The sequence below is a fragment of the Pseudomonas sp. D47 genome (genome assembly GCF_045447305.1).
Classification (GTDB): Bacteria; Pseudomonadota; Gammaproteobacteria; order Pseudomonadales; family Pseudomonadaceae; genus Aquipseudomonas.
Window position 1 is genome coordinate 111799 of sequence record NZ_JBJGXU010000015.1, and the last position, 11003, is coordinate 122801.

Annotated in this window: 12 protein-coding genes; 6 read left to right on the plus strand and 6 right to left on the minus strand. The window is 61.9% G+C overall.

Annotated elements, in window-relative coordinates:
* The first annotated feature begins 92 nt into the window (after window positions 1-92).
* Window positions 93-992 carry a PA4780 family RIO1-like protein kinase gene (locus ACI77I_RS13015; protein WP_406997735.1) on the plus strand — a complete coding sequence of 300 codons (900 nt, stop codon included), beginning with the start codon at window positions 93-95 and terminating at the stop codon, window positions 990-992.
* A 159-nt stretch (window positions 993-1151) separates the two neighbouring features.
* Here the strand turns inward: ACI77I_RS13015 and cueR are convergent, their stop codons facing one another.
* The 3 genes from cueR to ACI77I_RS13030 all read right to left on the minus strand — a co-directional run bounded on the left by cueR (window position 1152) and on the right by ACI77I_RS13030 (window position 4315).
* A complete protein-coding gene (gene cueR / locus ACI77I_RS13020) occupies window positions 1152-1553 on the minus strand; it encodes a Cu(I)-responsive transcriptional regulator (RefSeq protein ID WP_263274449.1) in 402 nt (133 codons plus the stop codon).
* A complete protein-coding gene (locus ACI77I_RS13025) occupies window positions 1550-3766 on the minus strand; it encodes a cation-translocating P-type ATPase (RefSeq protein WP_094951758.1) in 2217 nt (738 codons plus the stop codon). Before ACI77I_RS13025 ends, cueR begins: the two co-directional genes overlap by 4 nt.
* Window positions 3767-3934: 168 nt before the next feature.
* A complete protein-coding gene (locus tag ACI77I_RS13030) occupies window positions 3935-4315 on the minus strand; it encodes a hypothetical protein (RefSeq protein WP_094951759.1) in 381 nt (126 codons plus the stop codon).
* 147 nt (window positions 4316-4462) lie between these two features.
* On the opposite strand from ACI77I_RS13030, the gene ACI77I_RS13035 reads away from it, so the two are divergent.
* Together ACI77I_RS13035 and ACI77I_RS13040 are read left to right on the plus strand one after the other, a co-directional pair.
* A complete protein-coding gene (locus ACI77I_RS13035) occupies window positions 4463-4660 on the plus strand; it encodes a heavy-metal-associated domain-containing protein (protein WP_094951760.1) in 198 nt (65 codons plus the stop codon).
* An 87-nt stretch (window positions 4661-4747) separates the two neighbouring features.
* A complete protein-coding gene (locus ACI77I_RS13040) occupies window positions 4748-5941 on the plus strand; it encodes a multidrug effflux MFS transporter (RefSeq protein ID WP_094951761.1) in 1194 nt (397 codons plus the stop codon).
* A 9-nt stretch (window positions 5942-5950) separates the two neighbouring features.
* Here ACI77I_RS13040 and ACI77I_RS13045 read toward each other — a convergent pair whose 3' ends face one another.
* From ACI77I_RS13045 to ACI77I_RS13055, 3 genes are all read right to left on the minus strand, one after another.
* Complete coding sequence (locus tag ACI77I_RS13045; protein ID WP_094951762.1) at window positions 5951-6133, minus strand: hypothetical protein; 183 nt, start codon at window positions 6131-6133, stop codon at window positions 5951-5953.
* A 146-nt stretch (window positions 6134-6279) separates the two neighbouring features.
* A complete protein-coding gene (locus ACI77I_RS13050) occupies window positions 6280-7293 on the minus strand; it encodes a zinc-binding alcohol dehydrogenase family protein (protein WP_094951763.1) in 1014 nt (337 codons plus the stop codon).
* A gap of 24 nt (window positions 7294-7317) precedes the next feature.
* Window positions 7318-7611: a putative quinol monooxygenase gene (locus tag ACI77I_RS13055; RefSeq protein WP_094951764.1), complete on the minus strand. Its 294-nt coding sequence runs from the start codon at window positions 7609-7611 to the stop codon at window positions 7318-7320.
* Window positions 7612-7729: 118 nt separating this feature from the next.
* Here ACI77I_RS13055 and ACI77I_RS13060 point away from each other — a divergent pair, with 118 nt between their 5' ends.
* The 3 genes from ACI77I_RS13060 (at window position 7730) to ACI77I_RS13070 (ending at window position 10954) form a co-directional block, all read left to right on the plus strand.
* Window positions 7730-8659 (plus strand): LysR family transcriptional regulator, encoded by a 930-nt coding sequence (locus ACI77I_RS13060; RefSeq protein ID WP_263274453.1) that lies wholly within the window; start codon window positions 7730-7732, stop codon window positions 8657-8659.
* Between the two features lie 132 nt (window positions 8660-8791).
* Window positions 8792-9478, plus strand: coding sequence for a helix-turn-helix transcriptional regulator (locus ACI77I_RS13065; protein ID WP_094951766.1), 687 nt, complete (start codon window positions 8792-8794; stop codon window positions 9476-9478).
* Between the two features lie 105 nt (window positions 9479-9583).
* On the plus strand, window positions 9584-10954 hold the full coding sequence (locus ACI77I_RS13070; protein ID WP_406997736.1) for an MFS transporter: 1371 nt from the start codon (window positions 9584-9586) through the stop codon (window positions 10952-10954).
* Window positions 10955-11003: the final 49 nt, after the last annotated feature.

The following is an 11003-nucleotide window of genomic DNA, read 5'->3' on the forward strand; positions in this document are numbered from 1 at the left end:
AAAGGTCGGTAGCCTCTCCCCGAGGCGAGCCGATTGCCGTATAACGAGTGCCATACGCGTGTTTGGTAATAAAGGACCCACAATAAAAGCTGATGAAGACTCCTAAACGCATTGAACCCCTGATCGAAGACGGTCTGGTCGACGAAGTGCTGCGCCCACTTATGAGTGGTAAAGAAGCAGCTGTTTATGTGGTGCGCTGCGGCAACGAATTGCGTTGCGCCAAGGTTTACAAGGAGGCGAATAAACGAAGTTTTCGTCAGGCGGCCGAGTACCAGGAAGGCCGTAAGGTCCGTAACAGCCGCCAGGCCCGGGCCATGGCCAAGGGTTCCAAATTCGGTAAGAAAGAAACCGAAGATGCCTGGCAGAACGCCGAAGTAGCGGCGTTGTTCCGCTTGGCCGGTGCAGGCGTTCGCGTGCCTAAGCCGTACGACTTCCTCGAAGGCGTGCTGTTGATGGAACTGGTGGCCGACGAGTACGGCGATGCGGCGCCGCGTCTGAATGACGTAACGCTGGACCCGGACCAGGCACGTGAATATCACGCCTTCCTGATTTCCCAGATCGTGCTGATGCTGTGTACCGGTCTGGTGCACGGTGACTTGTCCGAGTTCAACGTGCTGCTTACGCCGACCGGCCCGGTGATTATCGACCTGCCTCAGGCGGTGGATGCGGCGGGTAACAACCATGCGTTCAGCATGTTGGAACGGGATGTGGGCAACATGGCTTCCTACTTCGGGCGCTTTGCTCCGGAGTTGAAGAAGACCAAGTACGCTAAGGAAATGTGGGCTTTGTACGAAGCCGGCACGCTGCATCCGGCCAGTGCATTGACTGGTGAGTTTGACGAACCGGAAGAGTTGGCGGATGTGGGCGGTGTGATCCGCGAGATCGAAGCGGCGCGGTTGGATGAAGAGCGTAAGCAAGCGATTCGGGCCGCGGATGATGCGCCACCGAGCAAAGCGACGGAAGAACCTCCGCCGCCGCCTTGGATGCAATGATCTTCAGGCCCATGAAGCGCTAAAAATATGGGAGCTGGCTTCCTGTGGGAGTTGGCTTGCCTGCGATACAGACACCTCGGTGTATCAGGCATCACCCGTTGATGCTATCGCAGGCAAGCCAGCTCCCACAGTTGGTTTTGGGTTGAATCAGTTTAAGCGTCAGGCGCAACAGCTGCCCGACGCCAACTCCTTGAGAATCGGGCAATCCGGCCGATGATCGCCTTGGCAGTGTTCCACCAGGTCCTGCAACGTATCGCGCAGTTGCCCAAGCTCCAGGATTTTCTGATTCAGCTCATCGATGTGCTGGCGCGCCAAGGCTTTTACGTCGGCGCTGGCTCGCTGCCGGTCTTGCCACAGTGTCAGCAACTTGCCGACTTCCTCCAGGGAAAACCCCAGATCCCGCGAGCGCTTGATAAACGCCAGCGTGTGCAAGTCGTCGGCGCCATACACGCGGTAGCCGCTGTTGGTGCGATGGGCGGCTTTGAGCAGGCCGATGGACTCGTAGTAACGAATCATCTTCGCGCTCAGCCCGCTCTGGCGGGCGGCTTGGCCGATGTTCATGGGCGTTTATCCTCCAAATGCTCCGGTTTCCAAGTGCTCGGCTTCCAGGTTTTTAACAGTAACGCATTGCTCACCACACTGACGCTGGACAACGCCATGGCGGCGCCCGCCAATACCGGGTTGAGCAGGCCGAACGCCGCCAGGGGAATACCGATCAAGTTATACACAAAGGCCCAGAACAGGTTCTGGCGGATTTTGGCGTAGGTCTTGCGGCTGATCTCCAGCGCCGCCGGCACCAAACGTGGATCGCCGCGCATCAGGGTGATACCGGCGGCGTGCATTGCCACATCGGTGCCGCCGCCCATGGCGATGCCGATATCGGCGGCGGCCAGGGCCGGGGCGTCGTTGATACCGTCGCCGACCATCGCCACCACCCCGGTCTTTTTCAACTCGGCGACGGTGGCGGCTTTGTCGGCTGGCAGTACTTCGGCGTGTACATCGTCAATGCCCAGCGCCTCGGCCACCACGCGGGCGCTGCCGCGATTGTCGCCGGTGAGCAAGTGGCTGCTGATGTGCTGGGCCTTGAGCCGTTCCACGGCCTCCAGTGCGCCGGGCTTGAGCGTGTCGCCAAAGGCAAATAACCCCAGCACACGCGGTTGCGCACCTTGTTCGATCAGCCAGGACAAGGTGCGGCCTTCGGCTTCCCAGGCGTTGGCGGAATCAGCCAAGTCACCCACGCTCAAGCCGTTCTCTTCCAGCATGCGACGGTTGCCCAAAGCCAGTTGCCGGCCATCGAGCGTGCCCGCGATGCCGCGCCCGGTGAGGGATTGGCTAGCAGTCACATCCGCCACGTTTAGGCCTTGTTCGCTGCAGGCATCCAGCACCGCCTTGGCCAACGGGTGTTCGCTGCCGCGTTGCAGTGCACCGGCCTGTTGTAACAGTAGGGCTTCATTGCCATCCACTGCCGCCAAGTGCGCAATTTTTGGCGCGCCGGAGGTGAGGGTGCCGGTCTTGTCGAACACCACGGCGCTGACGGCATGGGCGCGTTCCAAGGCTTCAGCGTCTTTGATCAGGATGCCGTAGCGCGCGGCGACGCCGGTGCCGGCCATGATCGCGGTCGGCGTGGCCAGGCCCAAGGCACAGGGGCAAGCAATCACCAGCACCGCGACCGCATTGATGATCGCGGTTTCCAGCGATGCACCGTACAGCCACCAGCCCACCAGCGTGATCAACGCCAGCACCAGCACGGCGGGCACAAATACCTGGCTGACTTTATCCACCAGTTTCTGGATCGGTGCTTTCGCCGCCTGGGCGTCTTCCACCAGGCGGATGATGCGCGCCAACACACTTTCGGCGCCCAAGGCCTGGGTGCGCACCAGCAAGCGGCCTTCACCGTTGATGGCGCCGCCGGTGACCTTATCCCCCGGTTGTTTCGGCACCGGCAGGCTTTCGCCGCTGATCAAGGCTTCGTCGGCATGGCTTTGGCCGTCCACCACTTCACCGTCGACCGGGAAGCGTTCGCCGGGTTTGACCAGCACCAGGTCATCGAGCTTCAACGCGCTGATGGCAACGTCTTCTTCGCGGCCATCAAACACGCGAATCGCCCGCTCCGGGCGCAAGGCTTCCAAGGCACGAATGGCGCTGGCGGTCTGGCGCTTGGCGCGGCTTTCCAGGTATTTACCCAGCAGCACCAGGGCGATCACCACCGCGGAGGCTTCGAAATACAAGTGCGGCATGCTGCCTGCAGGCGCGGTGAGCCATTCGTAGATACTCAGGCCGTAACCGGCGCTGGTGCCGATAGCTACCAGCAGGTCCATGTTGCCGGCGCCGGCGCGGACGGCTTTCCACGCGGCTATATAGAAGCGCGCGCCAAAGATGAACTGCACGGGGGTGGCCAGGGCGAACTGCACCCAGGCGGGGAGCATCCAGTGCAGGCCGAAGGGCTCCACCAGCATCGGCAGCACCAGGGGCAGCGCCAGCAAGATCGCCAGCAGCAGCGACCAACGCTCGTGGTGCAGGCGCTGGGCTTGGTTGGCATCGGTGACGGTTTCACTTTGCGGCAGGGTGGCGGTGTAGCCAGCTTTGTCGACGGCGGCGATCAAGACGCCGGGGTCCATCTGGCCCAGCACTTCGACATGGGCACGTTCGTTGGCCAGGTTGACGCTGACGCTTTGCACCCCCGGCACCTTGCCCAGCGCGCGCTCGACACGGCCGGCACAGCTGGCGCAGGTCATGCCGCTGATGGGCAGGTCAAACGTGGTGGATCCATTCATGGGGCAGTCCTCCAGGAGACGTTGCCCCTAGAATCAACCTTGACCTGTGGGGAAGGTCAAGCGCGATCCTTCCCACGCCCTGCGTCGCAATGCCGCTCTTAAGGTTTGTGACGCGGCGCGTCACGGGATGCGTTCCCACGCGGAGCGTGGGAACGATCAGGCGCGGGTTTAATATTCCAATGCGGCAGGTTTCAGGTACATGCCATCCGGGCCCTGGGCGATACGCAATTTGCGCACGTCACCGGCCTTCAGTGTGATGTTCTGCGCTGGCGGCGCCAGCATGCCCGGCAGGCAACCGGCGGCTTGGCCCGGCAACAGCTTCAGGCGCAGCGACACATTGCCTGCCGGCAAGTTGAACGAGGTGGCTTGTTCCTGGAACAGGCGCCCGGCCAACTGGTCCTGAATGTACAGGCCAATCTCGCAATTGGTCAGCACTTCCAGGCGTTCGCGGGAAATGATCAGCACGGCGTAGTCTTGATCGGCGCTGGCCTGGGGCGCAACGGCAGACAAGCTCAACAGGCTGACAAGGGCAAAAAGCGACCAGCGCATGGCGAATGCTCCGTGGTTCATAGCTAAGATGCATGAAGCTTGGCCGACGCGGCGGCCGAATACCAGCCCGGCCGGTATTTATGAAACTTGACCTTGCCATCGTGGCAAGGTCGAGACTCAATTCACCCTCAATACAGGAGTCATATCATGCAAATATTCAGCGTTGAAGGAATGACCTGCGGCCATTGCGTTCGAGCGGTAACCCAGGCCGTGCAAAGCCAGGACCCGGCGGCGAGCGTCAACGTCAACCTGGCGGCCAAAGAAGTGGGCGTTGAAAGCCACTTGTCGGCCGAGCAGGTCATCGAGCTGATCACCGAAGAAGGCTACAGCGCCAAGCTCGCGTAAGTTTTCTGATAGTTAGCGAGCTAACGTAATGTTCATGGCACCCAAGCGCGGCTAGACTGTCGAGCTGCCGACTCACTTGGGTGTCTGATGAACCTCCGCATAATCCTGATTCTGGGCGCCTTGAGCGCCTTCGCGCCGTTGGCGATCGACTTCTACCTGCCGGGCTTCCCCGCCATGGCCACGGCGTTCGCCACCGACGAAAAACATATCCAGCTGACCCTAGCGGTGTATTTCGGCGGCCTGGCCATCGGCCAACTGATCTACGGCCCGCTGGCCGACCGCTTTGGTCGGCGTGTGCCGCTGCTCAGCGGCGTGACCCTGTTTACGGTGGCATCCTTTGCCTGCGCCTATGCGCCGTCGCTGGATTGGCTGATCGGCGCGCGCTTCGTGCAAGCCCTCGGCGGCTGCGCGGGCATGGTGATTTCGCGCGCAGTGGTCAGCGACAAATGCGACGCCGTGGGTTCGGCCAAGGTGTATTCGCAACTGATGCTGGTGACTGGCCTAGCGCCGATCCTCGCGCCGTTGGCGGGTGGGGTGATGGTCGGGTTGTGGGGCTGGCAGTCGATTTTCCTGGCGCTGTCGATCTTCAGCGTGATGGCGGCCATCGCGGTGGCGGTCGGCTTGCCGGAAACCTTTCCGGCCCATCAGCCGCGCCAGCCACTGTCCGGCTCGCTGCGCCGCTATGGCGCGCTGCTGTCTGACCGGGTTTACCTCGGCTACGCCTTGACCGGCGGCATTTCGATTGCCGGGATGTTTGCCTACATCGCCGGTTCACCTTTCGTGTTTATCAAGCTCTACGGCGTGCCTGCGGAGCATTATGGCTGGCTGTTCGGCTCCAACGCGGCCGGCTTTATCCTGGTGGCACAGCTCAATGCGCGGTTGCTGGCCAAACGTGGCCCGGCGTTTTTGCTGTCGCGCACCGTGTGGGTCTACGTAGCGGCGGCGTTGTCGCTGTTGGGCATTGCTGCCTTGCGCACCGAAGCCCTGTGGCCGTTGCTGGTGCCGCTGTTTATCTGCATCGCGAGCTTAGGCTGCATTTTGCCCAACACCTCGGCGTGCGCCATGAGCGGCCAGGGTGCACGGGCCGGTAGCGCATCGGCGCTGCTGGGCTGCATTCAGTTTGGCGTGGCAGCGGGTGCGGCGTCCCTGGTCGGCGTGTTGCACGATGGCACGGCGATGCCGATGGCGATGGTCATCAGTTTGTGCGGTGTCTTGGCGGTGACCATTGCCATGTCGACCCAGCGCCTGCAACGGGCGCGGGCCGTGCAAGCGCAGGGCTGAGGTGTTCGATCAGCCGGCGGCGGCGCGCTGCTGGCTGAGAGGGATGCGGTGGGGCGCCTGGATACGGGCTTGCAGGGTGTCGGCAAAGGCGCGGGCCTCGGCCTCACTGCGGAAGGTGAACGCGTCGCCGTCGAGGCTGACCTGCCATTTGTTGCCGGGGGATTTTGCTAACGCTCTTATCAGGATCTTCATTGCTGACTTCCTCACGTAAAAGAATCGTGGCAAAGGCGGCCAATATAAACCCGAATGCGCTCACAAATATGACAAAGATCAACTCTCTGACTAATGGTGCCGTCCATTACTCACAGGAATAAAAGACGACACTGACAGAAGTTTTTTCAGAAACCTTCCAACACGATCTTGCCCTTGGCCTTGCCGCTTTCCAGCAACGCGTGGGCACGGCGCAGGTTCTCGGCGTTGATCACACCGAAGTGCTCGCCCACCGTGGTCTTCAGGGTGCCGGCGTCGATCAGCTCGGCCACACGGTTGAGCAGGTGGTGCTGTTCGATCATGTCCGGCGTCTCGAACATCGAACGCGTGTACATGAACTCCCAGTGCAACGACAGGCTCTTGCGCTTGAGTTTGCTCACATCCAGCGCCTTGGGATCGTCGATCAGCGCCAGCTTGCCTTGGGGCTCCAGGGCCTCCACCAGTTGGTCCAAGTGATGGTCGGTCTGGGTCAGGCTGGCGACGTGGGTTACGTGTGGGTGGCCGGCGTTTTTCAGCGCTTCGCTGAGCGGTTGGCTGTGGTCGATCACCAGGTCGGCGCCGAGGGCTTTGGCCCACTCTTGAGTTTCCGGGCGCGAGGCGGTACCGATGACTTTCAGCGCAGTGAGTTGGCTGGCCAGTTGCGTCAGGATCGACCCCACACCCCCGGCGGCACCGACGATCAGCAGGCTCTGGCCTTCATCCTCTTTGCCTTCACGCACCTGCAGGCGCTCGAACAGCAACTCCCAGGCGGTGATGGCCGTCAGCGGCAGCGCGGCAGCTTCGGCGAACCCCAGGCTCTTGGGCATGTGGCCGACGATGCGTTCATCCACGGTGTGCAGTTCGCTGTTGCCACCCGGGCGTACGAGGGAGCCTGCGTAGAACACCGTGTCACCGGCCTTGAACAGCGTCACGTCGCTGCCAACGGCCTTGACCACGCCGGCCACGTCCCAGCCCAGCACCTTGGCGGCGCCATTTTCCGGGGCGACGTTCTGGCGCACCTTGGTGTCCACCGGGTTGACCGAGATGGCTTTGACTTCCACCAACAGGTCGCGCGGGCCGGCGACCGGCTCTGGCAGTTCGATGTCTTGCAGGGATTTTGCATCGGTGATGGGCAGTGCGGCGTAGTAGGCAATGGCTTTCATAAGGGCTCCGGAAAAGGGCGTTGATCAGGCAAGAAATTTCAGGCGCTTGAGTTCGAAGTGTTCGATCACGTCAGCGGCCTTGGCGCGGAAACTCTGGATATGCGCGCTCTGGTCGTGGTCGGCCAGCGCCGCGTCGTCGCTCCAGCGTTCGAGCATGTAGAAGGTCTCGGGGTGTTGCAGGTCCTGGTGCAGGTCGTACTGCTCGCAACCCGCTTCCAGGCGGGTCGGTTCCAGCAGGCCGCGCAGCAGGGTTTCCAAGGTGGCCTGTTGGCCGGGTTTGGCGATCAGCGTGGCGATGACGTTAAAGGCAGCGGACATATTCAACTCCAAGCATGTGATGAACGGGATGGGCAGATGATTGGCTATTTCCCAGGAAGATAAAACCCGCTAAAACAGCAGTCTGTTTCAATAGAATTTTGATAATTGGCGAGAATGCATGCTGCGTTTTGATGATTTGCAGTTGTTTGTGCGCGCGGCGGACCTGGGCAGTTTGTCCGCCGCGGCGCGGGTCATGGACCTGTCGCCGGCGGTGGCCAGCGCCGCGTTGAAGCGCATCGAGCAGCAACTGGGCACGCGCTTGCTGGCACGCTCCACGCGCAGCCTGCGTTTGACCGCCGAGGGTGAAGGTTTTCTGGGGTACGCCCGCGCCGCGTTGAGTTCGCTGGACGAGGGGCGGCGTTTATTGGCCAGCGGCCAGGACCACGTCAGCGGCGTGCTGCAGCTGTCGGCGCCTTCAGACTTCGGGCGCAACCAGCTGCTGCCGTGGCTCGATGAGTTCCAGCGTGAATACCCGCAACTGACCGTGCGCCTGCTGCTGGGTGACCGCATTGCCGACCTGTTCCGCCAGCCGGTCGACATCGCCCTGCGCTATGGCGAGCCCGAAGACTCGAGCCTGATCGCGCTGCCCATCGCCCCGGACAATCTGCGCGTGCTGTGCGCCGCGCCCAGTTACCTGGCGCGGCATGGCGAGCCGCGCCATCTGGAGCAACTGGCCCAGCACAATTGCCTGCTGTACATGCTCGGCAGTCGCGTGCACGACCATTGGAGTTTTCACGACGGCAAGCGCGAGGTCAGCCTGACGGTGACCGGCGACCGCTTCAGTGACGACGCCGACGTGGTTCGCCGCTGGGCGGTGGCGGGTGTCGGCATTGCCTACAAGTCTTGGCTGGACGTGAGCAGCGATGTGCTGGCCGGGCGCTTGCGCGTGATCCTGCCGGAGCTGCGCGGTGAGCGTACGCCGCTCAATCTGCTGTGCGCCCATCGCGCGCAATTGAGCAAACCCATCAACCTGCTGCGCGAAATGCTCGTGGCCCGTTGTGCGACATTGACCGCGCAATGGCCGGAGCGATTGAACGCGGCGCAGTAGCCTCCACCAAAGTAAGAAATTTCACTCAGAGCCTGTCCCTTTCCGCGCTGTCAGACGCCGCGGAGCGGGCGGTTTGCGCCCCTATACTTCGTTCCAACCGCAGCAGACAAATGCTTAACAAGGAGTGAATACATGGAAGCAGCACCGTGCATCAGTCATATCGCCGGCTTGCTCTGCGAGCCCAAGCGTACCGCCATGCTCTGGGCCTTGATGGACGGCTCGGCCAAGTCCTCAGAAGAATTGGCGACGTTGGCCGGGCTGTCGTCGGCGTCGGCTATTGCACATTTGTCGCGGCTCACCGGGGGCGGTTTGCTGCGGGTCGAGGCCCGGCGTGGCAAGCGGCTGTTTCGCGTGGCGGCCGCCGATGTCAGTGCGGCCATCGACGCCTTGGCCAATACCACCATGGCCAGTGCCGCACGCATGACGCCGGATGTTTTACCGAAGGCCCTGCTGGCGCCGGCGCCATTGCGACACGCCCGTTTGTGCCATGGGCACCTCGGCGGTGAGTTGGCGGCGTGGCTTTACCAGCAGATGGCGGATGCTGGCTGGATCGATCGCCATGAGCAGCGTACCGATATTACTGTCGCGGGTGCGCAGCACTTTGCGCGCCTGGGCATTTTTACCCAGGCGCTGGCATCGCCTGTGGTCTGCGACTGTTTTGACTGGAGCCAGCAGCAACCGCACCTGGGTGGCCCGTTGGGCGCGGGGCTGCTGCAACTGTTTTTACAGTCCGGCTGGATCAGCGTGGCCAACGAGTCCCACGCCTTGCAGGTTACCGGCACCGGGCATGTGGAAATCAACCGGCTGGTTGCGTTGTAGGCGGGCCATCGTCGCTCAGAGTTTCAGTCAGGTCGCATCCAGCAATTACCGGTGAAAACGATGCCGCACACTCGCTCTGGGGCTTTTTCACACAGGGGGTGCGGCATGGGTATGCAAGGCTATAGCGCAGCGGAACGGCTGGAACGGTTGCCGATCAGCGGTTACCACCGAGTCACCTTCATCATCATCGCCCTGGCGTTTTTCTTCGATTCCATGGACCTGGCGATGATGACGTTTCTCTTGGGCTCGATCAAAACCGAGTTTGGCCTGAACACGGCCCAGGCCGGGTTGCTGGCCAGTTCGAGTTTTTTTGGCATGGTGATCGGTGCCTCTTTATCCGGGATGTTGGCAGATCGCTTCGGACGCAAGCCGGTGTTCCAGTGGAGCATCGTGTTGTGGGGCGTCGCCAGTTACCTGTGTTCCACCGCGCAGACGGTGGAGACATTGACGCTGTTTCGCATCCTGCTGGGGATCGGCATGGGCATGGAGTTCCCGATTGCGCAGTCGATGCTCTCGGAGCTGATCCCAGCCAAGAGGCGCGGGCGCTATATCGCCTTGATGGATGGTTTCTGGCCGCTCGGTTTTGTGGCGGCGGGCGTGCTGTCTTATTTTCTGCTGCCGGTGATTGGCTGGCGCGACATCTTTTTGGTGCTGGCGGTGCCTGCGGTGTTTGTATTGGCGATTCGGTTTTTTATCCCGGAGTCGCCGCGCTGGCTTGAGCAGGCCGGCCGGCATGCGGCGGCGGATAAGGTGTTGCTGGGCATTGAGCAAAAAGTGCGCAATTCGCTGGGGCGCGCCGACTTGCCGGAACCGATTGCCTTGCCACGGGTTGAGAGCGTGCCGGGGACGTTTTTCTCGGCGTTTCAACAACTGTGGTCGGCGCAGTATCGCCAACGCACGATGATGATCTGGAGCGTATGGTTCTTTGCCTTGCTGGGCTTTTATGGGCTGACGTCCTGGCTCAGCGCATTGTTGCAGCAGTCGGGTTTTGCCGTGACCCAATCGGTGTACTACACGGTGATCATTTCCCTGGGTGGGATTCCCGGGTTCTTGATGGCGGCCTGGCTGGTGGAGCGCTGGGGGCGTAAGCCGGTGTGCGTGGTGACGTTGCTGGGCGGCGGGGTGATGGCATTTCTGTATGGGCAGAGCGCGGTGTTTGGCGGCAACGTGGGGCTGCTGATTACCTCGGGGCTGTTGATGCAGTTCTTTCTGTTTGGCATGTGGGCGGTGTTGTACACCTACACGCCGGAGCTGTATCCCACTTCGGCGCGGGCCACTGGTTCCGGGTTTGCCTCGGCAATTGGCCGGGTTGGTTCGTTGCTGGGGCCGTTGGTGACCGGGCTGGTGTTTCCGATAACCGGGCAGGGCGGGGTGTTTGCCTTGGGCGCGCTGTGTTTTGCGGTGGCGGCGCTGGTGGTGTGGGTGTTTGGGATGGAGACGAAGGGTAAGACGTTGGAAGAACTGGCCGAGGCTTAGAGGGCGACATAGAACACGTGTGGGAGCGGGCTTGCCCGCGATGGCGGTC

What these genes read in the sequence shown, in the direction of transcription:
- ACI77I_RS13055 (WP_094951764.1), bottom strand. Translation starts at nt 7,611, where the DNA reads ATGTCCGCTGCCTTTAACGTCATCGCCACGCTGATCGCCAAACCCGGC.
- ACI77I_RS13045 (WP_094951762.1), bottom strand. Translation starts at nt 6,133, where the DNA reads ATGAAGATCCTGATAAGAGCGTTAGCAAAATCCCCCGGCAACAAATGG.
- ACI77I_RS13060 (WP_263274453.1), top strand. Translation starts at nt 7,730, where the DNA reads ATGCTGCGTTTTGATGATTTGCAGTTGTTTGTGCGCGCGGCGGACCTG.
- ACI77I_RS13030 (WP_094951759.1), bottom strand. Translation starts at nt 4,315, where the DNA reads ATGCGCTGGTCGCTTTTTGCCCTTGTCAGCCTGTTGAGCTTGTCTGCC.
- cueR (WP_263274449.1), bottom strand. Translation starts at nt 1,553, where the DNA reads ATGAACATCGGCCAAGCCGCCCGCCAGAGCGGGCTGAGCGCGAAGATG.
- ACI77I_RS13040 (WP_094951761.1), top strand. Translation starts at nt 4,748, where the DNA reads ATGAACCTCCGCATAATCCTGATTCTGGGCGCCTTGAGCGCCTTCGCG.
- ACI77I_RS13035 (WP_094951760.1), top strand. Translation starts at nt 4,463, where the DNA reads ATGCAAATATTCAGCGTTGAAGGAATGACCTGCGGCCATTGCGTTCGA.
- ACI77I_RS13025 (WP_094951758.1), bottom strand. Translation starts at nt 3,766, where the DNA reads ATGAATGGATCCACCACGTTTGACCTGCCCATCAGCGGCATGACCTGC.
- ACI77I_RS13015 (WP_406997735.1), top strand. Translation starts at nt 93, where the DNA reads ATGAAGACTCCTAAACGCATTGAACCCCTGATCGAAGACGGTCTGGTC.
- ACI77I_RS13070 (WP_406997736.1), top strand. Translation starts at nt 9,584, where the DNA reads ATGGGTATGCAAGGCTATAGCGCAGCGGAACGGCTGGAACGGTTGCCG.
- ACI77I_RS13050 (WP_094951763.1), bottom strand. Translation starts at nt 7,293, where the DNA reads ATGAAAGCCATTGCCTACTACGCCGCACTGCCCATCACCGATGCAAAA.
- ACI77I_RS13065 (WP_094951766.1), top strand. Translation starts at nt 8,792, where the DNA reads ATGGAAGCAGCACCGTGCATCAGTCATATCGCCGGCTTGCTCTGCGAG.